General features: G+C 62.3%; 17 protein-coding genes. 15 read left to right on the forward strand and 2 right to left on the reverse strand.

Features of this window, described 5'->3' with window-relative positions; all coding sequences use genetic code 11:
* Positions 1–207 precede the first annotated feature (207 nt).
* The 9 genes from tolQ to ftsH all read left to right on the forward strand — a co-directional run bounded on the left by tolQ (position 208) and on the right by ftsH (position 9924).
* Positions 208–918: a protein TolQ gene (tolQ, locus tag NKH16_RS10770; protein ID WP_023677997.1), complete on the forward strand. Its 711-nt coding sequence runs from the start codon at positions 208–210 to the stop codon at positions 916–918.
* 15 nt (positions 919–933) lie between these two features.
* Positions 934–1386 carry a protein TolR gene (gene tolR, locus NKH16_RS10775; RefSeq protein WP_502894786.1) on the forward strand — a complete coding sequence of 151 codons (453 nt, stop codon included), beginning with the start codon at positions 934–936 and terminating at the stop codon, positions 1384–1386.
* A gap of 7 nt (positions 1387–1393) precedes the next feature.
* Entirely contained in the window at positions 1394–2551 is a 1158-nt protein-coding gene (gene tolA / locus NKH16_RS10780) for a cell envelope integrity protein TolA (protein WP_352742988.1), read from the forward strand.
* Positions 2552–2630: 79 nt separating this feature from the next.
* Positions 2631–3902: a Tol-Pal system beta propeller repeat protein TolB gene (gene tolB, locus NKH16_RS10785; protein ID WP_352743011.1), complete on the forward strand. Its 1272-nt coding sequence runs from the start codon at positions 2631–2633 to the stop codon at positions 3900–3902.
* A 74-nt stretch (positions 3903–3976) separates the two neighbouring features.
* Positions 3977–4354, forward strand: coding sequence for a four helix bundle protein (locus NKH16_RS10790; protein ID WP_023677993.1), 378 nt, complete (start codon positions 3977–3979; stop codon positions 4352–4354).
* Between the two features lie 222 nt (positions 4355–4576).
* A complete protein-coding gene (gene pal, locus NKH16_RS10795) occupies positions 4577–5083 on the forward strand; it encodes a peptidoglycan-associated lipoprotein Pal (RefSeq protein ID WP_023677992.1) in 507 nt (168 codons plus the stop codon).
* Between the two features lie 188 nt (positions 5084–5271).
* Entirely contained in the window at positions 5272–6381 is a 1110-nt protein-coding gene (gene ybgF, locus NKH16_RS10800) for a tol-pal system protein YbgF (protein ID WP_352677940.1), read from the forward strand.
* Positions 6382–6435: 54 nt separating this feature from the next.
* A complete protein-coding gene (gene tilS, locus NKH16_RS10805; protein ID WP_352742990.1) occupies positions 6436–7893 on the forward strand; it encodes a tRNA lysidine(34) synthetase TilS in 1458 nt (485 codons plus the stop codon).
* A 105-nt stretch (positions 7894–7998) separates the two neighbouring features.
* Positions 7999–9924 carry an ATP-dependent zinc metalloprotease FtsH gene (gene ftsH, locus NKH16_RS10810; RefSeq protein WP_023677989.1) on the forward strand — a complete coding sequence of 642 codons (1926 nt, stop codon included), beginning with the start codon at positions 7999–8001 and terminating at the stop codon, positions 9922–9924.
* A 585-nt stretch (positions 9925–10509) separates the two neighbouring features.
* On the opposite strand, the gene NKH16_RS10815 is transcribed toward ftsH, so the two are convergent.
* On the reverse strand, positions 10510–11172 hold the full coding sequence (locus NKH16_RS10815; protein ID WP_502894788.1) for a hypothetical protein: 663 nt from the start codon (positions 11170–11172) through the stop codon (positions 10510–10512).
* Positions 11173–12045: 873 nt separating this feature from the next.
* Between NKH16_RS10815 and glmM the strand changes: the two genes are divergently transcribed.
* The 5 genes from glmM (at position 12046) to serA (ending at position 18586) form a co-directional block, all read left to right on the forward strand.
* Complete coding sequence (gene glmM / locus NKH16_RS10820) at positions 12046–13398, forward strand: phosphoglucosamine mutase (protein ID WP_352899247.1); 1353 nt, start codon at positions 12046–12048, stop codon at positions 13396–13398.
* Between the two features lie 226 nt (positions 13399–13624).
* Complete coding sequence (locus NKH16_RS10825) at positions 13625–14452, forward strand: outer membrane protein (RefSeq protein WP_352899250.1); 828 nt, start codon at positions 13625–13627, stop codon at positions 14450–14452.
* Positions 14453–14684: 232 nt separating this feature from the next.
* Complete coding sequence (locus tag NKH16_RS10830; RefSeq protein ID WP_352742996.1) at positions 14685–15434, forward strand: outer membrane protein; 750 nt, start codon at positions 14685–14687, stop codon at positions 15432–15434.
* 194 nt (positions 15435–15628) lie between these two features.
* Entirely contained in the window at positions 15629–16804 is a 1176-nt protein-coding gene (locus tag NKH16_RS10835; protein ID WP_352742998.1) for a phosphoserine transaminase, read from the forward strand.
* A gap of 183 nt (positions 16805–16987) precedes the next feature.
* Positions 16988–18586: a phosphoglycerate dehydrogenase gene (gene serA, locus NKH16_RS10840; RefSeq protein ID WP_352450817.1), complete on the forward strand. Its 1599-nt coding sequence runs from the start codon at positions 16988–16990 to the stop codon at positions 18584–18586.
* A gap of 59 nt (positions 18587–18645) precedes the next feature.
* Here the strand turns inward: serA and NKH16_RS10845 are convergent, their stop codons facing one another.
* Entirely contained in the window at positions 18646–19548 is a 903-nt protein-coding gene (locus NKH16_RS10845; RefSeq protein ID WP_352742999.1) for a DMT family transporter, read from the reverse strand.
* Positions 19549–19869: 321 nt separating this feature from the next.
* On the opposite strand from NKH16_RS10845, the gene NKH16_RS10850 reads away from it, so the two are divergent.
* A complete protein-coding gene (locus NKH16_RS10850; protein ID WP_352450815.1) occupies positions 19870–21168 on the forward strand; it encodes an adenylosuccinate synthase in 1299 nt (432 codons plus the stop codon).
* The last annotated feature ends 44 nt before the right edge of the window (positions 21169–21212 follow it).

A 21212-nucleotide genomic window follows, 5' to 3' on the forward strand; every position in this document is an offset into this window, starting at 1 on the left:
GTCCTAACCCATCCTTAACCATAACGGTCCATGAAGGGATTGGTTAAGATTGGGAGAATCCAAGCGCCTTCCTTTCACCAATATTTGCCCCGAAAAGGCCGCCAACGGTGCATTTGGGGTTATTCCGCAAGCCTAACGCGAACGGACCACAAGGGATGCCCATGGGCCAGCCGCCAGCCACGCCCCGAAAATCTTTAAGGACGTAACATGGAAAACATCGCTCTCGCCGAACCGGGCGCGCATTTATCGATTTGGGCCTTGTTCATGCAGGCCGGTTGGGTGGTCAAGCTGGTCATGATCGGGCTGCTTGGTGCCTCGATCTGGACCTGGGCGATCATCGTCGACAAGCTCGTCGCCTATGCCCGCATGCGGCTGGCGCTCAATCGCTTCGAACAGGTGTTCTGGTCGGGGCAGTCGCTGGAAGAGCTTTACCGCACGCTCGCCGACCGCAAGACGACCGGCATGAGCGCGATCTTCGTCGCCGCCATGCGCGAATGGAAGAAAAGCTTCGAGAAGGGCGCGAAATCGCCGCTCGGCCTGCAGACCCGCATCGACAAGGCTATGGATCTGGCGCTGACCCGCGAGATGGAAAAACTTGAAGGGCGGCTCGGCTTCCTCGCCACCACCGGCTCGGCGGCGCCCTTCATCGGCCTGTTCGGCACCGTGATCGGCATCATGACCTCGTTCCAGGCGATTGCAGCCTCGAAGAACACCAGCCTGTCGGTGGTCGCGCCCGGCATCGCCGAAGCGCTGCTGGCGACGGCCATCGGCCTGCTCGCCGCCATCCCGGCCGTCATCGCCTACAACAAGCTGTCGTCGGATGCGAGCAAGATCGCGGTGCGCATGGAAGGGTTCGCGGATGAGTTCTCCGCCATACTCTCGCGCCAAATCGATGAAAAAGTCGCGCAGAAGGCTTGAGGAACGATCATGGGAATGTCTGTAAGCGCAGGTGGCGGAGGACGCGGTGGTCGAGGCCACAGGCGGCGCGGCCGCCATCACGCGATGATATCGGAAATCAATGTCACGCCGATGGTCGACGTGATGCTGGTGCTGCTGATCATCTTCATGGTCGCCGCACCCATGTTGACGGTCGGCGTGCCGGTCACCCTGCCGGAGACGAAGGCCAAGGCGATGAACACCGATACCCAGCCGATTACGATTACGATCGACGGCACAGGCAAGATCTTCGTGCAGGAGACCGAAATCCCGCAGGAGGAGCTGATCGCCAAGCTGAAGGCGATTTCTAAGACCGGCTACGAAGAGCGCATTTACGTCAAGGGCGACAAGACCACCAATTATGGCGACGCGATGGTGGTGATGGGTCTCATCCAGGACGCAGGCTACAAGAACCTCGGCCTGATTACACTGCCGAAACAGGATCAATAAACGCGAGATGAGGACCGGCCTCACCACATCGGTGATCTTGCATACGGTGGCGATCGCCTTCGGGCTGTTCACGCTGTCGGCGCCGCCCGCGATGCCTGCGTCCGATGCGGAATCGGTGTCGGTCGAGATCGTGCCGATGGAAGCGACGGCACAGGTCCTGCAAGGCGACAAGAAGGCTGTAATGCACGACAAGCCGGCGCCGCTACCGACGCAGCGTCCCGACATCGTTCCCGATGCCCAGAAAGTCGGCGATAACAGCGTCGACACCGACAAGCAGCCGACACCTGAGCCCAAGCCCCAGCCGGTCGACATGACGGCGGCTCCGCCACCCGCGCCGACGCCGGTCGAAAAGCCCAAGCCTGAGGACGTGCCGAAGCCGAAGGAAAAGCCGAAGCCTATTCCCGCTACGGAGGTGGCGCCGGTGCCGCAGCCGAAGGAAGAGGTCAAGCCCGAACCTGTCAAGCAGACCGAGCCCAAGCCGACGCCGGCCAAGGAGCCGACGCCCACGCCGCCGCAGGACAAGACTGCCGCAATCGATCCGCAGCCCGAGGTCAAGCCGGATGCCGTCGCCGAGGCGATTGCCAAGCAACCGCCGACCGAGGAGGCGCAGCTTCCGGACTCGGCGCCGGCGCCTGAGGCTCGGCCGAAGCCGCAGCCGGCCCAGGCTGAAAGCGCGAAGGCGCCGGAGCGCAAGGACGCCGACAAGCCGGTCAAGGAAGCCTCGTCCAAGCCGAAATCGGACGACAAGCAATTCAATGCCGACGAGATCTCGGCGCTGCTCGACAAACGGAAGCCGTCCGGCGGCGGCGCCAAGCGCTCGACCCAGCAGGCATCGCTCGGCGGCGAGAAGGACCAGGGCCAGAAGCTTTCGAAATCGGAGCAGGGGGCATTGGAGGCCCAGCTTGGTGGTTGCTGGACGCTTCCGGCAGGGCTCGAGGGTTCGGAGAATTTCGTCGTCGTGGTCCGGTTTAATCTGGACGCCTCCGGCAAGCTGGATGGCCGGCCGAGCGTTGAAAAGTCGAGCGGAAACCGCCCGTTTGACGAAAGTGCAGTGCGCGCGGTTCAGAAATGCGATGTGGCCGGCTTGCAGGTTCCGGCGGGCAAGCAAGACATCTGGTCCGACGTTCGGGTCACTTTTGACCCCAGGGAGATGCTCGGTCTTTAGGCCCGGCTCCCACAGAATCAGCGAAGAGAAGCGAGAAGACATGAAATCCATCCTCAAGCCGCTCCTGACGATCGCAGCGATGGCGCTGGGTATGACTGTTGCTGTCACCCTGCCGGCGCGGGCGCTCGTTGAGCTCAACGTCAATAAGGGCAATGTCGAGCCGTTGCCGATCGCCATCACGGACTTCGAGGGCGGCGATGCGCTCGGCGCCGAGATTTCCGGCATCGTCAGTGCCGACCTGAAACGCTCCGGCCTGTTTGCGCCGATCGACAAAAGCGCTTTCATTGAAAAGATCTCGAACCCGGATGCCACGCCGCGCTTCGAAGACTGGAAGGTGATCAATGCGCAGGCGCTGGTCACCGGCAGTGTCGGCAAGGAGGCTGACGGCCGCATTCGCGCCCAGTACCGGTTGTGGGACACGTTTGCCGGCCAGCAGATGTCGGGCGAGCAGTTCTTCGCCAACGACGCCAATACCAGGCGCGTCGCCCATATCATCGCCGATGCGATCTACGAGCGGCTGACCGGCGAGAAGGGCTATTTCGACACGCGCGTCGTCTTCATCGACGAATCCGGTGCCAAGAATGCGCGCAAGAAGCGGCTTGCCATCATGGACCAGGACGGCGCCAACGTCCGCTATCTGTCGAACGGCAAATCGATCGTGCTGACGCCGCGCTTCTCGCCGAACCGGCAGGAAATCACCTACATGTCCTACGAGAGCGGCCAGCCGCGGGTTTACCTTTTGCAGATCGAGACGGGGCAGCGCGAACTGGTCGGCAATTTCCCCGGCATGACGTTTGCGCCGCGCTTTTCGCCGGACGGCCAGAAGGTAATCATGAGCCTGCTGCGCGATGACGGCAATTCCAACATCTTCGCCATGGATCTGAGAAGTCGCTCGACGACCAGGCTCACCAACTCGACCGCCATCGATACCTCACCGTCCTACTCGCCTGACGGCAGCAAGGTGGTGTTCACCTCGGATCGCGGCGGCCGCGCGCAGATCTATGTGATGGGCGCCGACGGCTCGGGCCAGACCCGCATCTCGTTTGGCGACGGCGTCTATTCGACGCCGGTGTGGTCGCCGCGCGGCGATCTCATCGCCTTCACCAAGCAGACCGGCGGCGAATTCCAGATCGGCGTCATGCGCACCGACGGTTCGGGTGAGCGCATCCTGTCCACCGGCTTTCAGCAGGAAGGGCCGACCTGGGCGCCCAACGGCCGGGTGCTGATGTTCTTCCGCGATTCCAATGGCGGACCAAAACTTGTTTCGGTCGATCTCACCGGCCGCAACGAACAGTCGATCCCGACGGCGAACTTCGCCTCGGATCCGGCCTGGTCGCCGCTGCTGGAGTGATGGAAGAAGAACTGAGGAATTGAAGAACTGAAGAACTGAGGAGTTGAAGAACTGAAGAGTTGAAGAACTGAAGAATGGAGAAGGCAGGGGTCTACATCGAGCACGCGAGGGATTTAGAAGTCTATAAGCGTGCCTATGCGGTTTCCCTTGGGGTACACAGAGCCACGCTTGCTTTTCCGAAAATGGAGCAATACGCGCTCGCCGATCAACTACGTCGTTCCAGCAAGGCGATCTGCGCCAATTTGGCCGAAGGCTTTGCCAAACAGACTCACTCCAAGCCCGAATTCGCACGCTTCATTTCGATGGCCATAGGATCATGCAGTGAGGTGGAGACCTGGATTTCGTATGCGTTCGACCTCGAGTACATCACACAGGCGCAACGCGACGATTGGTTGCAATCCTATGCCCGCATCTACGGAATGCTGGTCAATCTCAGAGAGAAGCTGAGGTGATCTCTTTCCTCAATTCCTCAGTTCTTCAGTTCCTCAATTCCCTCTTTTTCATGTTTTGGCCGCATTTCCGCCTACGGTCCGCGCTCATTCTCGCCCCTCGGCAGAACGGTTGCGGACGGCAGCCGAAAACCAAATTTTAACCGTGTTTCTTGAGCGTCGGTTAACCCAAACGTGGTTACTGGACGATCAATGAAATCACTCGAATTGCGAAGGAGAGGCGGCATGGGCCGTATCGCAGCACTTACCACAAACCCGGTCATGATCGCGCTGGTCGCTATGCTCGCGATCACCGGTTGCGCCTCGAAGAAGACGCCGAACAGCGCCGCCGATCTTGGCCTCAACGGCGCCGGCGCGGCAACGCCAGGGTCGGCCCAGGACTTTACCGTCAATATCGGCGACCGCATCTTCTTCGATACCGATTCGTCCTCGATCCGCGCCGATGCGCAGACGACGCTGTCGCGCCAGGCGCAGTGGCTGAACCAGTACAAGCAGTATGCCATCGTCATCGAAGGCCATGCCGACGAGCGCGGGACGCGCGAATACAATCTGGCGCTCGGCGCCCGCCGTGCTGCCGCCACACGCGACTTCCTGGTCGCCAAGGGTGTTTCGGCGCAGCGCCTGAAGACCATTTCCTACGGCAAGGAGCGTCCGGTCGCGGTTTGCGACGACATCTCCTGCTGGTCGCAGAACCGCCGCGCCGTAACCACGCTGGGCGGCGCCGGTTCTTGATCGGCATAAATGCAACACTTGGTGTGAAAGGCGGCCAAAAGGCCGCCTTTTTCATATCTGCTCGCTCCAAACAAAATTTGGCCGAAGTCTCACGTCCTGTTAAGAGCCGAGAGCGTCTGGCTAGTCCCCAGTTGACTGGTCTACTTCGAATGAGAGGCGCGCAACAATGGTTTCACGGCGAGAGGCACATGCATTTCAGATCGGTCTTGAGCGGCACGCTTGCGCTGCTGCTCGTATCAAGTATCGCGGCACTTGCTGACGGGGCAAACGGCACCGGGCCGTCATCGGAAAGCGGTTTTTCCTTCCACCTGCCGACGATCAAACTGCCCGGCATTTTCGGCGAAAAGAAAAAGCCGGATCAGGTTCAATTCGCGCAACAGGATGGCACCGGCACTCCGGCGCTGGAGGAACAGCTCCGGCAGATGAATGGCAAGATCGAGGAACTCAATTTCCAGGTCCTGCAGATGCAGGAGCAGATCCGCAAGCAGCAGGAAGACAACGAATTCCGCTTCCAGCAGTTGGAAGGCGGTCCGCAAGGCGCGCAGCAGCCGGCCGAGCAGAAGAAGTCCGAGGCGGCGCCTAGCAGCGACAGCCCCAACGGCGACAGTAACGTGGCGGAGGCGCCGGGGACGCCGGCTCCGGCCGATGCGGGCAAGGCCGCAGACGGCGACAAGAGCGTCGAGGACGTCATCGTCGAATCGCCCAACGGCGATCCCGGCAAGCTGATCCCCGGCGCGCCGCCCAAGACGTTCGGCACCATCACCGTCGACAAAAACGGCAATGTCGTCGAAGCCGACGGCAATGCCCAAGCGAATGCGCCGCAGCAGAATACGGCCCCAGCCAACGGCGCCAGCGCAGCCGGCAACAAGGCCGGTAAATCCGATGATACGGTGGTCGCGGCACTCCCGTCGACCAACGATCCGGAAGAGCTTTACCGCAATTCTTACCAGTTCATCCTGTCGGGCGACTACAGCACCGCCGAACAGGGCTTCCGCGACCATATCGCCCGTTTTCCCAAGGACGCCAAAGCGGCGGACGCGCATTACTGGCTTGGTGAATCGCTGCTCGGCCAGCAGAAATACCGCGATGCGGCCGAGACTTTCCTCGCTGCCAGCAAGGACTATCCCAAGGCCAAGAAAGCGCCAGACATGCTGCTGAAGCTCGGCGTTTCACTTGTCGGGCTGAAGCAGCGCGACGTGGCCTGTGCCACCTTCAGCGAGATCGGCAAGCGCTACCCCGATATTTCCGGCGCGCTCAAGGAGCGGGTCAAGCAGGAAAGGGCGCTCGCGGCGTGCTAGTTTTTCTGTTGCATGTCGTAGCCCCAAAACCGGGTCCACTTTTGGACGACATGCATGACGCTCGACACCGAGCCTGACCTTTCGGATTTTTCGCAGATCGACTTTTCCAACGGCGCTGTTGCGGCCGTGTCCGGCGGCAGCGACTCGACCGCCCTTCTCCTCCTCCTCAAAGCCCATCTCGACCGTAACGCCCCGGCAACGAAATTGCTGGCGGTAACGATCGATCATCAATTGCGGCCGCAAGCGGCAGCGGAAGCGCAAGCCGTGGCCAGGCTGTGCGCGGCGCGCGGCATTGCCCATCGCGTCCTCGCCTGGTCGGGGCACAAACCATCGACCGGCCTGCCTGCCGCCGCGCGCGAGGCGCGCTATCGGCTGCTCGCCGAGGCCGCCGAAGCGGCAGGCATCGGCCTGATCCTGACCGGCCACACCGCCGACGACCAGGCCGAGACCGTGCTGATGCGGCAAGCACGTGACGAGTGGGCGCGTGACGAGCGGCCAAGTGATGGAGGGCCAAGTGATGCAGGGCAAAGCGACGATGGATCGCGCGACGAAGGGCGGGGCCTTGCCGGCATGGCGCCGGCAACCCTCTACGAGTGGCGGCACTGGATCGTGCGGCCGCTGCTCGGCATAAGGCGTGCTCAGCTGCGCGAATTCCTGCGGCGTGAACAGGTTGCCTGGATCGATGATCCGACCAATGCCGATACCGCTTTCGAGCGGCCGCGCGTCCGCGCAGCACTTGCCGAAGGCGATGGTGCGCCTCGCGTGGCTGAAGCGATAGCGCTGGCCAGAAAGGCGGCGGTCGAGCGTGAGCAGCTGGGACATCGCGCGGCCATGCTGATCCGCAGCTTGGCCTCCAGGCCGGCCGCCGGCCTCGTCCGCCTCGATCAGGATTTTGCGACGGCCGCCGACAGCCGGGCGGCCATTTATGCGCTGCGCATCCTGCTGGCGGCGACCGGCGGCACCGCCTTCCTTCCCGACCAGGCCCGCAGCGAAGCCCTTTTCGGCCGGTTCCGCACCGGGCCGCTTTGTGCCACATTGTCGCGGACCGTGATCGATGCCCGGCGTACGGGCATCTTTCTGCACCGCGAATTGCGGGATCTGCCGCCCGCTGTTGCGGTTTCCGGCAATGCGCTTTGGGACTGCCGCAGACGGATCACATTGGGCGACAGTTCAGGTGCATTGTTGATCGCGCCGCTGTTGGTAGCACCGCTCGGGGCGGCTCTTGCCGCAAAGCGGGCAATTGAAGGGCATGGCACGCCGGCAAGCCTTGTACGTGCCGCCTTGGCCGCCGAGCCGGCGCTCTGGCGGGACGGCGAATGCCTTGGTTTGCTCGGGGAAGGCCCGATGCCGGCGGCTGTCGCCGCATATCCGGCAGTCGCGCCCTTCGCCCGTTTCCTGCCGTCCTTCGATCTGGCGCCGGCCGATGCCGTCGCCGCCTTGCTTGGCGCGGCGCCGGTTCCAGCCTCGCCATTCGGTGGCCACAGTGCCGGCCTACCACGGGCAAATGCTTAACCGAGACCTGCTGTTATGCTTGGCAAGGGGGAACGCTCTCCCTATGTTAGGGCCAAGTTTCCTCTCACGACGCGTGTCCGCCCAGCGGCGCCAACGGGACAATTGATGAATCCGAATTATCGCAACCTCGCGCTCTGGGCGATCATAGCGGTCCTGCTCATCGCTCTCTTCAATCTTTTCCAGACGCCGCAGACGCGTGGAGCCTCGAGCGATGTTCCCTATTCGCAGTTCCTGCAGGAAGTCGCGGCGGGACGGATCAAGTCGGTGACCATCGCCGGCGCCCGTATCTCCGGCAACTACACTGACAGTTCCAACGGCTTCCAGACCTATTCGCCTGGGGATCCGTCGCTGGTTTCGCGGCTGCAGGACAAGAACGTCACCATCAATGCGCGTCCTGAATCCGACGGCTCCAATTCGCTGTTCGGCACCCTGATCTCCTGGCTGCCGATGATCCTCATCCTCGGCGTCTGGATATTCTTCATGCGCCAGATGCAGTCCGGTTCCGGCCGCGCCATGGGCTTCGGCAAGTCGAAGGCCAAGCTTTTGACCGAAGCACATGGCCGCGTCACCTTCCAGGACGTCGCCGGCGTCGACGAAGCCAAGGAAGATCTGGAAGAGATCGTCGAATTCCTGCGCGACCCGCAGAAATTCCAGCGGCTCGGCGGCAAGATCCCGCGCGGCGTGCTGCTCGTCGGTCCTCCCGGAACCGGCAAGACGCTGCTCGCCCGCTCGGTCGCGGGTGAAGCCAACGTGCCGTTCTTCACCATTTCGGGCTCGGACTTCGTCGAGATGTTCGTCGGCGTCGGCGCAAGCCGCGTCCGCGACATGTTCGACCAGGCCAAGAAGAACGCGCCTTGCATCATCTTCATCGACGAAATCGACGCGGTCGGCCGCCATCGCGGCGCCGGCCTCGGCGGCGGCAATGATGAACGCGAGCAGACGCTGAACCAGCTGCTGGTCGAGATGGATGGCTTCGAATCCAACGAAAGCATCATCCTGATCGCCGCCACCAATCGGCCAGACGTGCTCGATCCGGCGCTGCTGAGGCCGGGCCGCTTCGACCGCCAGGTGGTGGTGCCGAACCCCGATATCGTCGGCCGCGAGAAGATCCTGAAAGTGCATGTGCGCAACGTGCCGCTGGCGCCCAATGTCGACCTCAAGGTGATCGCGCGCGGCACGCCGGGCTTTTCCGGCGCCGACCTGATGAACCTGGTCAACGAATCCGCCCTGATGGCGGCGCGGCGCAACAAGCGCCTCGTCACCATGGCCGAATTCGAGGACGCCAAGGACAAGATCATGATGGGCGCCGAGCGCCGCTCGTCGGCGATGACACAGGCCGAGAAGGAGCTGACCGCCTATCACGAGGCCGGTCATGCCATCCTAGCGCTCAACGTGCCGTCGGCCGATCCGCTGCACAAGGCGACCATCATCCCGCGCGGCCGGGCACTCGGCATGGTCATGCAGCTGCCGGAAGGCGACCGCTATTCGATGAGCTACAAATACATGATCTCGCGCCTCGCCATCATGATGGGCGGCCGTGTCGCCGAGGAGTTCAAATTCGGCAAGGAGAACATCACCTCCGGCGCCTCCTCCGATATCGAGCAGGCGACCAAGCTGGCGCGTGCCATGGTGACGCGCTGGGGCTTCTCGGACAAGCTCGGCCATGTCGCCTATGGCGACAACCAGGAGGAGGTGTTCCTCGGCCATTCGGTGGCGCGCACGCAGAACATCTCGGAAGAGACGGCGCAGATCATCGACGCCGAAGTGCGCCGGCTGATCGACGAGGCCTATTCGACGGCAAGGTCCATCCTGACCAAGAAAAAGAAGGAATGGATCGCGCTGGCGCAGGGCCTTCTCGAATACGAGACGCTGTCCGGCGAGGAGATCAAGCAGCTGATCGCCGGCAATAAGCCCGCGCGCGACCTTGGCGACGATACGCCGCCGAGCCGCGGCTCGGCCGTGCCGAAGTCCGGCCGCCGCAAGAAAGGCCCCGAGCCCGAAGGCGGCATGGAACCCCAGCCATCAAGCTAGGCTCCGGTCCAGGACAGATCGACTTCGAAACGCCGCGGCTCTAACCGCGGCGTTTTCTCTTGGGGAATGCGACCCTTCCTGCATCGCTGGAAATTGGCGAAAGTGACGATGACGGCCAATCTCCCCCTCGTGGGGGAGATGTCCGGCAGGACAGAGAGGGGCGCGAAGGAATGGGGCCTTCTATCGTCCTCGTTGACGATTTCGGGAAGATCGACAAAGCGCGCCGGAGAATGAAGCTCGCATTTTTTTGCCGGTGGCGCCACATTTTGTTCTTGCTTTGTGCCGGCAGCTATGCTATTAATTTGGGTATAGTGCCAATTGGCGCTGACGACCCGCCCGCTGAGGCGGGGTTTTTTATTTCAGGCTCCTTTTCGACCAAGCGTCGCGCGTGCTGGCGACCATCGATGTCGGCGGGACAGTCCCCTGGACAGTGCCCTCTGTCCTGCCGGACATCTCCCCCACGAGGGCCGATTGGCAGCGGCGCCGCTTGCGCGCGGATGGCGCTCTTCGCACGTGTTCGGCAGCAACAAAAAAGCCCGCGAACCTTGCGGCTCGCGGGCTCATGTCGTCGGATGGTGGCGCCGGTCAGCTCTTCAGCTTGGCGTTGCAGAGGCTGTAGAAGCCGCCGCCTTTCTGGATCCACCTGAGGCCGCCCAGCGTGTTGGCGTCCTTGTTGGCGTAGTAGAGGTCGAGGCAGGTGTGCATGCGGCCCTTGGCCGGGGTCTCGGTTGCATACTTCTTGGAGATCGCCGTCGGGAATTTCACGCCCTGGGGGGCGGTGATGGTCGGCGGTTGCGGATCGCCGGTGTACTTGGCGTCGGGAGCCGGCAGGGTGTCGTCGTCGGCTGCGCCGGCGCCGCATTGGCTCTTGCGGAAGTCGTTCCACTTCATGCCATTCAGCGTGTTGCCGGCCTTGGCAGCCTGATATTTGGCGCTGCAATCCGCCATGCTGAGGCCTTTGCCGGTATCGGTCGCGGCGGCTGTCGTCGCCTTGGCAGGTGCCGCGGCAGGCTGTGCGGCTGCAGTTCCGCCGGCGGCGCATTCACTCTTGCGGAAGTCGTTCCATTTCATGCCGTTGAGCGTGCCGGCAGCCTTGGCGGCCTGGTATTTGGTGCTGCATTCCTTGGCCGTCAGCCCAGGCGCTGCGTCATCGCTGCTGGCCGCCGCTGCTTTGGTCTTGGCGGCGGGTTGTGCGGCTGCCGTCGCGCCGGCGGCGCACTGGGTCTTGCGGAAATCGTTCCACTTCATGCCGTTGAGCGTGCCGGCAGCCTTGGCGGCCTGGTATTTGGTGCTGCACTCCTTCGCCGTCAGGCCCGGCGCCGCATCGTCGGCGGCGGCTGCCTTGGTCGTGTCGGCAGCCTTGGCCGTGGCTTTGGCTGGCGCGGGTTCGGTTGTAGCGGCGGAAGCATCGGTGCCGCATTGGGCCTTGCGGAACTGGTTCCAGTTCTGCCCGCCAAGCGTTCCCGCGTCCTTGGCCGTGTTATACTTGGTGCTGCACTCGGCCATGGTCAGCGCGCTGGCAGGCGCCGCCAGGAATAAAGTCGCGACGGCAAGACCCGTCAAAGTGGCAAGTCGGTGGATGAGCATGCGTTTTCTCCCTGCGGCGGTTCATGATATGTCCCAGTGCAGCAATAGCGCTCAACGGCTGGTTGCGCCAGATGCTAAGTAGCGTAGAGACAAATTTAGAAGTGCATTCTTTTCTTTAAGGTGATGAATTCGTTGCCGGGACCGTCTCCCCGCCAAGTTCGTCCGGGTGCATTGCACGGAGCGCGCGCCTATGGCTGGTTCCCAGCGAGGACACTGCGTCGAATGACAGCCAGTCAAATCGGCGGCTGCGGCGGACCTGAGCCACCGCTGTCTGGAGCAGCACGATGCGGATTCGGGTTCAAGGCCACACTGCCACAGCCCAAAGGATCCAGATGAGGTTTGAGTTGATGTTTCTGATGCTGCTGCCGCAACAAGGGCTCGGAACTTGAAAATCAACACACTAGCGTGACGTAAAACACACAAAACAACAATTTTCTAAGGATTGGTCGTCCATAATCATACAATGTGATGACGGGGCTTGGGCCATTTTATGGCATGAGATGCTCGGAAAGAACCATCGGGAAGCTGGCGAACATGGCAGGACATTATTTCGGTACGGACGGCATTCGTGGGCGCGCCAACAAGTTTCCAATGACGGCGGAGGTCGCCATGCGGGTCGGCATGGCCGCCGGCCTCTCGTTCCAGCGCGGCAGCCACCGCCACCGCGTCGTGCTCGGCAAGGATACCAGGCTTTCCGGCTACATGATCGAGAACGCGATGGTATCCGGCCTGTGCGCCGCCGGCATGGATGTCTTCCTGCTCGGCCCGATTCCGACGCCGGCTGTTGCCATGCTGGTGCGCTCGCTGCGCGCCGATATCGGCGTGATGATCTCTGCCTCGCACAACCCCTATTACGACAACGGCATCAAGCTGTTCGGTCCCGACGGCTACAAGCTGTCCGATGAGATCGAGGAGCGTATCGAGGGGATGCTCGACAAGGATATCGAACTGGCGCTCGCCGATTCCGATGGGCTCGGCCGCGCCAAACGCGTCGACGGCGTGCATGACCGCTATATCGAATTCGCCAAGCGCACGCTGCCGCGCTCGATGTCGCTGTCGGGCCTGCGCATCGTCGTCGATTGCGCCAATGGCGCCGCCTACAAGGTGGCGCCCGACGCGCTGTGGGAACTCGGCGCCGAGGTCGTTGCCATCAATGTCGAGCCCAACGGCTTCAACATCAACAAGGAATGCGGCTCGACTCATCCGGCCGGCCTGCAAAAGAAGGTGCACGAGGTGCGCGCCGATATCGGCATTGCGCTCGACGGCGATGCCGACCGCGTCGTTATCGTCGATGAAAACGGCGCGATCGTCGATGGCGACCAGATCATGGCACTGATCGCCGAATCCTGGCACCAGAGCGGACGGCTGGCCGGCGGCGGCGTCGTCTCGACGGTGATGTCCAATCTCGGCCTCGAACGCTTCCTCGGCGACATGAACCTGCAGTTGCATCGCACCAAGGTCGGTGACCGCTATGTCGTCGAGCACATGCGTGCCCATGGGCTCAATGTCGGCGGCGAACAGTCGGGCCACATCGTGCTGTCCGATTTCTCGACTACCGGCGACGGGCTCGTCTCGGCGCTCCAGGTGCTCGCCTGCATCAAGCGCCATAACCGGCCGGTCAGCGAACTGTCGAAGAAATTCGAGCCGGTGCCGCAGCTTTTGAAGAATGTGCATATTTCCGGCGGCAAGCCGCTGCAGGAGGCGCCGGTCAAGGCGGCGATCGAAGATGCGCGCAATCGCCTCGGCAAGGCCGGGCGCCTGGTCATCCGGCCATCCGGCACGGAGCCGCTCATCCGCGTCATGGCGGAGGGCGACGACCCGCAGCTTGTCGAGTCCGTGGTCAACGACATCGTCGAGGTCATTTCGGAAACGCGCAGCGCCGCCTGATCTCCCTCCAACATCGGTTCAAAAGCCCGCCTTGCCGGCGGGCATTTTATTGAGTCGCGGCCAGCTCCGCCTGCAGCAACGGCCGCCAGATTGCTCCACTTTTAGTGATTCGTGGTTAATCAATACGGTTAAACGCCTTTTAACCTTTCCGATTCATTATCCACAACTGAGGTCAATCACATTTCGGGCGCGTTCGCCGTTCGAGGGTTCTCAGGGGTGATAAAGCATGTTCAACACAGCAAGAATGGCTCTCCTGGCCGCGCTGTTTGCCGGCGCCGGGCCGGCATTCGCCGCCGATTTCGTCGAGCCGCCCGTCGTCGAGGAGGCGCCGCCACCGATCGCCTACGAGCGGCCGGCCGACTTTGGCGGCTGGTATATCCGTGGCGACATCGACTATCACTGGTCGAAGTTTCGCGGCGCCGACTATATCACCTACGGACCGCCTCCCGGAACCGGCACTTTTGACAGCGGCAAGCTGAAGAGTGCTTTCTCGGCCGGTGCCGGCGTTGGCTATCAAATCGACCGGCACTTCCGCACCGACTTGACCGCGGACTGGATGAGCAAATCCACCTTCCGCGGCTCGACCAGCGGCATCTGCCTTGATGGAGATCCGTGTACTTCGGTCGACACCTCGTCCTATACCGCGCTGCTGCTGCTCGCCAACGCCTATGTCGATATCGGCACATGGCACGGTATCACGCCCTATGTCGGCGCCGGCATCGGCGGCGCCTGGGTTAAGTGGGATACACTCCACAACAGCGATGAAGACGGTGAATTCTTCCACCACGGCGGCAAGGGCTGGCGTTTTGCCTATGCTGCCATGGTTGGCGCATCCTACTGTTTGACCGATCGCGTCAAACTCGACGTCGGCTACCGCTACAGCCATATAAACGGTGGGAAGATGTTCGACTTCGGCAGCGGCGTCGGCCCCGGCTATGACAATGGCATCAATGTTCATGAGGTGCGCGGCGGCCTGCGCTACCAGTTCGGCAGATCGGACTGCGTTGAACCGGAACCTTATGTTCCGGAACCCGAGCCCGTCTACACCAAGTAGTCGCTTCGAAATCGAGGAATTCGTTGACCGCCCGGCTGATGCCGGGCGGTTTCGTTTGGCTGCCTAAACATGCTGCGGCGCTCTGCAACACCGTCCGGCTCGAGGAGCGAAGGCGGATCAAATCAATTGCTAACGCCTTGTTATCCTTAACCCGCACTTAACCACTATGGTTAACAATGCTGTCTGAAACGGCGCGCGATCGCGAATGCGCCAAGTTCGGGAGCCGAGGACCATGACATTCAAATCGCCTGTAGCACTGGCGCTTGCAGCAGTCGTCCTGGTGCCGCTGACGCCGGCGCTTGGCGCCGATTACGAACCGCCGGTCTATGTCGACCAGGCGCCCGACTATGTACCGGTCGAGGTTGGCTCGGGATGGTATCTGCGTGGCGATGTCTCCTATCTGGTGCAGAAGAGCTTCAAGGATGAGCATTTCGCCTTCACACCCGCGAGCTTCGACGAAAAGGAAGATCCCATCTTTGCCAGCATTGGCTTCGGCTACCATTTCAACGACTATCTGCGCGCCGATCTCAATGTCGGCTATCTTCCCGGCAACAAGATCGACGTCGGCTATAACGACGGAACGACCGTGGCATCGGCGACCCTGAAGAACTATGCCTTCTCAGGCATACTCAACGGCTATGTCGACCTTGGCACCTATGTCGGAATCACACCTTATCTCGGCGCCGGTGTCGGTGTCGTGCAGAGCAAGCGTCGCCTGTCGGCGAGCTACTTCACCGACAACGCCGACCCCACCGACGATTTCGTCCGGCGTGACAACAAGACCCAGTACTCCTTCGCCTACACGCTGAATGCCGGGCTTGCGTACCAAGTGTCCAAGAACGTCTCAGTCGATCTGGGCTATCAGTATTTTTCCGCGCCAGACGCCGAATATGTGACTGCCGAGAGTCTGACTTCTTTTCCGATCCGCAAAGGGATCAACAATCATCAAGTCAAAGTCGGACTACGCTACGATCTCTGGTAGGCACGATTCAACCGGACGCATTGCAGCGGCGGGTCTTTGGCCCGCCGTTTGCGTTATGGCATTTTCGCCAAAGGCGGCCAGTATCCCGACAGCGACAAAAACTTTCCCCTTGACGCCGAAAGCCTGAACGCATATCGCCATCCGTGGGCCACCCCTCCCCAACGAGGGGCCACTATCTGGAAGGATAGACCACGATGACCACGCATACGAAGCCCGGATTCCGTCCGGCAAATCCCAATTTTTCCTCAGGTCCCTGTGCAAAACGCCCCGGCTGGTCGGTCGAGGCGCTCAAAAATGCCGCGCTCGGGCGCTCGCACCGCGCCAAGATCGGCAAGACCAAGCTCGAACAAGCGATCGAGCTGACCCGGGAAATCCTCCAGGTTCCGGCGGACTACCGCATCGGCATCGTGCCGGCCTCGGATACCGGCGCGGTCGAAATGGCGCTGTGGTCGCTGCTCGGCGAACGCGGCGTCGACATGGTCGCCTGGGAGAGCTTCGGCTCCGGCTGGGTCACCGATGTGGTCAAGCAGCTGAGGCTCGCCGATGTTCGCAGGTTAGAGGCGGACTACGGCGCACTGCCGGACCTGACCAAAATCGACTTCGACCGCGACGTGGTCTTCACCTGGAACGGCACCACGTCGGGTGTGCGCGTGCCGAACGGCGATTTCATCCCGGCCACCCGCAAGGGCCTGACCATCTGCGACGCGACTTCGGCGGCCTTTGCGCAACAGCTCGATTTTCAGAAACTCGACGTCGTCACCTTCTCCTGGCAGAAGGTGCTGGGCGGTGAGGGCGCGCACGGCATGCTGATCCTCAGCCCGCGCGCCGTCGAACGCCTGGAAAGCTACAAGCCGGCCTGGCCACTGCCGAAGATCTTCCGTCTCACCTCGGGGGGCAAGCTGATCGAAGGCATCTTCAAGGGCGAGACGATCAACACGCCGTCGATGCTGTGCGTCGAAGACTATCTCGACGCGCTGCGTTGGGCGAAGTCGATCGGCGGCCTCGACGCGCTGGTCACCAGAGCGGATGCCAATGCCGCTGTTCTCGATCGCTTTGTCGGAAAATCTTCCTGGCTCGGCCATCTTGCCGTAGACCCGGCGACGCGTTCGAACACATCGGTCTGCCTTTCCTTCACCGACCGGCAAGTCGCTGCACTCGACGCCGATGGACAGGCTGCGTTCGCCAAGGCAATTGTCTCGGTGCTCGACAAGGAAGGCGTCGCCTACGACATCGGCGCCTACCGCGATGCACCGCCCGGCCTGCGCATCTGGTGCGGCGCGACAGTCGAGACCTCCGATCTCGAAGCGCTGCTGCCCTGGCTCGACTGGGCCTTTGCGGCGCAAAAGGCGTCGCTCAAAGCGGCGGCCTGACTCCCTCCCCCTCGAGGGGAGGGTGGCCCGAAGGGCCAGGTGGGGTCGCCTCCACCCGCTCAACGATCCGCCATCCAGAAAGAAAAAGATTTGGCCGCATCCGGCCGCAACGACCCCACCCCGGCGCTTCGCGCCGACCCTCCCCTCAAGGGGGAGGGACGCCAATCGCAAAGGACCAAGCCAATGCCCCGCGTTCTCGTCTCAGACAAACTTTCCACCACCGCCGTGCAGATCTTCAGGGATCGCGGCATCGAGGTCGACTATTTGCCGGATCTCGGCAAGGACAAGGAAAAACTGCTCGAAGTGATCGGCCAGTATGATGGGCTGGCCATCCGCTCGGCGACAAAGGTCACGGAGAAGCTGATCAATGCCGCGACCAGGCTGAAGGTCGTGGGCCGCGCCGGCATCGGCGTCGACAATGTCGACATCCCGGCGGCGAGCCGCAAGGGCATCATCGTGATGAACACGCCCTTCGGCAATTCGATCACCACCGCCGAGCATGCCGTCGCCATGATCTTCGCGCTGGCCCGCCAGATACCGGAGGCCAACGCCTCGACCCACGCCGGCAAATGGGAAAAGAACCGCTTCATGGGTGTCGAGATCACCGGCAAGACGCTGGGCATCATCGGCTGCGGCAATATCGGTTCGATCGTCGCTACGCGCGGCGTCGGCCTGAAGATGCATGTCATCGCCTTCGATCCATTCCTGTCGGACAGCCGCGCCGAGGAGCTCGGCGTCGAAAAGGTCGAGCTCGACGAGCTGTTCGCCCGCGCCGACTTCATCACGCTGCACACGCCGCTTACCGACAAGACGCGCAACATCATCGACGCCGCGGCGATCGCCAAGATGAAGACCGGCGTGCGTATCATCAACTGCGCCCGTGGCGGGCTGATCGTCGAGGCCGACCTGATCGCGGCGCTGAAGAGCGGCAAGGTGGCCGGCGCCGGCATCGACGTGTTCGAGGTCGAACCGGCGGACAACAACGCACTGTTCGGCATGGAGAATGTCGTGGCGACGCCGCATCTCGGCGCGTCGACCACCGAAGCGCAGGAGAATGTCGCCCTGCATGTCGCCGAGCAGATGTCCGACTATTTGATCAAGGGCGCCGTTTCCAACGCCATCAACATGCCGTCGATCACCGCCGAAGAGGCGCCGCGGCTGAAACCTTTCGTCAAGCTTGCCGAAGTGCTCGGCGCCTTTGTCGGACAGGTCACCGAGGATCCGATCAAGGAGGTCGAGATACTGTTCGACGGCTCGACCGCGACGATGAACACGCGCGCGCTGATCAGTGCCACCCTTGCCGGGCTGATCCGGCCGCAGGTCTCCGACGTCAACATGGTGTCGGCGCCGATCATGGTGAAGGAGCGCGGCATTATCGTCGCCGAGGTCAAGCGTGACAAGTCGGGCGTGTTCGACGGCTATATCAAGCTGACGGTCAAGACCGAGCACAGGACGCGCTCGATCGCCGGCACCTGTTTTTCGGACGGCAAGCCGCGCTTCATCCAGATCAAGGGCATCAATCTCGACGCAGAGGTCGGCCAGCACATGCTCTACACGACCAATGCCGACGCGCCCGGCATCATCGGCCTGCTCGGCACGGTGTGCGGCGAGAACGGCGTCAACATCGCCAACTTCCAGCTCGGCCGCAACCGGCCGGGCGGCGATGCCATCGCATTGCTCTATCTCGATGCGCCGTTCCCGGAAAACGTGTTGGCGCAGGTGCGCTCGCACAAATCGATCGACTCCGCCAAGCGGCTGCATTTCGATGTGGGGATAGCCTGAAATTCGGCCGCCCCGTGTGCAGCAGCACGCGGGGCGGCGGAACGTCGCGGCAAGCGACTTCATTCAGCAGCGGATGCCGCCATCTTCCGTCCGCTGTATTCGGCGAGGCTGATGCCACCGAGCACCAGCGCGAGAGCCAGCGCCTGATAGAGCTGGAATGTCTCACCGACAATCAGCACCGATAGCAGCGTACCGAAGATCGGCACCAGATTGATGAACAGGCCGGCCCGGTTGGCGCCGATCAGCTCGTTGCCCCTGATATAGAAGATCTGCGAGATGACCGAAGCACCGATGGCGGTATAGAACGCGACCGCCCAGCCGCGGGCATCGGGGACGATGACCTGGCCGGCGGCAATCTCCCACAGGAAGAAAGGCAGCGATGTGACGAGTGCGGCAACCGACAGCGCCAGCATCAGGCTCTGCCAGCGGATGACCGGCTTCAGCCGCAACCCCACCGAATAGAAGGAGTAGCAAAGCACGGCGACCAGCATGATCGCGTCGCCAAAGTTGAGATCCAGCTTGAGAAGCTGGCGCAGGTCGCCATGGCTCGCCGTCACCGCGACGCCAATGATGGTCAGCACGACGCCAGCCATCTGCACCCGGTTCACCCGCAGACGAAACAGCACGAAATTGGCGATGATGATCACGATCGGTATCGCCGCCTGCTCGATCGAGACGTTGATCGCCGTCGTGTAGTTGAGCGCCGTGTAGAAGATCGCATTGAAAAAGGCGAAGCCGCAAGCGCCGAGCCCGCCAAGCAGCAACCAGTGCCTGCGCACCACCGGCCAGTCTTGGCGTAGCGTTCCCCAGCCGATCGGCAGCAGGATCAGAACCGCCAGCAGCCAACGCAGGAAGACCAGCGTCATCGGCGAGATATGACCGACCGCCAGCTTTCCCGCCACGGAGTTGCCGCCCCACAGCAAGGTGGTGCACAGCAGGAACAGATAGGCGGCTCGATGCATCGTGAACTCCCGGCCAGGCAGAGGGAATTTGACGGTCGGTGTGGGCCTATTGCGACCGCCAGCCCAAGTAAATGATGTCAAAGACGAAAATTGTTGTGCCTCGGAGCGTTTTGGGCGGCAAAGAGTGGTCGCGCTCGCCGGGTCTTGACGCTATAGAGCGACGTGCGTGCAATTGGACGCTACAAAGTACGCGTCGGAAGGCTTTAATCTCGCGTCGTGCTTTTCCGAAAATCGATTCCGATTTTGGGGGCCGATGCGATAGAGGCCTATCGTTTCGAATTGTTTCAAGCTGCTCGTGCGGCGTCTCAAGGGAAAAGAAATATGGCCAATGTGGTGGTCGTCGGCTCGCAATGGGGCGATGAGGGCAAAGGCAAGATCGTAGACTGGCTGTCGGAGCGCGCCGATGTTGTCGTGCGCTTCCAGGGCGGCCACAATGCCGGCCACACGCTGGTCGTCGACGGCAAGGTCTACAAGCTGTCGCTGCTGCCGTCCGGCGTGGTGCGGCAAGGCAAGCTTTCCATCATCGGCAATGGCGTCGTCTTCGATCCGCACGCTTTCGTCGCGGAGGTTGCGAAATTGAAGGCGCAGGGCATCGAGGTGACGCCAGACCGCCTGAAAATAGCCGAAAACACCGCGCTTATCCTGTCCTTGCACCGGGAGCTGGACGGATTTCGCGAGGACGCCGCTTCCAATTCCGGAACGAAGATCGGCACGACCCGTCGCGGCATCGGTCCCGCCTATGAAGACAAGGTGGGCCGGCGCGCGGTCAGGGTGATGGATTTGGCGGATTTGGAAACGCTGCCCTTGAAGGTCGACAGGCTGCTGACGCACCACAATGCGCTGCGGCGCGGGCTCGGCCATGCCGAGGTCACGCATGAGGCGATCATGAGCGAGCTGATCTCGGTGGCCGACGAGATCCTGCCCTATATGGACCGCGTCTGGAAAATCCTCGACGACAAGCGCCGCGCCGGCGAGCGCATCCTGTTCGAGGGCGCGCAAGGCACGTTGCTCGACATCGACCACGGCACCTATCCGTTCGTCACCTCGTCCAATACGGTTGCCGGTCAGGCCGCCGCCGGGTCGGGTGTCGGGCCGGGCGCCATCGGCTATGTGCTCGGCATCACCAAGGCCTATACGACGCGCGTCGGCGAAGGCCCGTTTCCAACCGAACAGAAGAACGAGATCGGCGAGTTCCTGGGCACGCGCGGCCATGAATTCGGCGTCGTCACCGGCCGCAAGCGGCGCTGCGGCTGGTTCGATGCCGTGCTGGTCCGCCAGGCCGTCGCCGTCAACGGCATCAAGGGCATTGCGCTGACCAAGCTCGATGTGCTCGATGGGCTGGACGAGATCAAGGTCTGTACCGGCTACCGACTCGACGGCGAGGCGATCGATTACCTGCCGGCCAGCCAGGGTGCGCAGGCCCGCGTCGAACCGGTCTACGAGACGCTGGAGGGGTGGAAAGGCACCACTGCCGGCGCGCGCAGCTGGAACGACCTGCCGGCCCAGGCGGTGAAGTACGTCCGCTACATCGAAGAGCTGATCGGCGCGCCGGTCGCACTCCTTTCCACCAGCCCTGAACGGGACGACACGATACTTGTGACCGATCCGTTTCAAGACTAGTTTCTCAGCCTTCCGGGCATTGCGGCTGATTTGCGGGGGCCGGC

This window comes from Mesorhizobium sp. M1307 (genome assembly GCF_040318155.1).
In the GTDB taxonomy this organism is placed as follows: Bacteria; Pseudomonadota; Alphaproteobacteria; order Rhizobiales; family Rhizobiaceae; genus Mesorhizobium.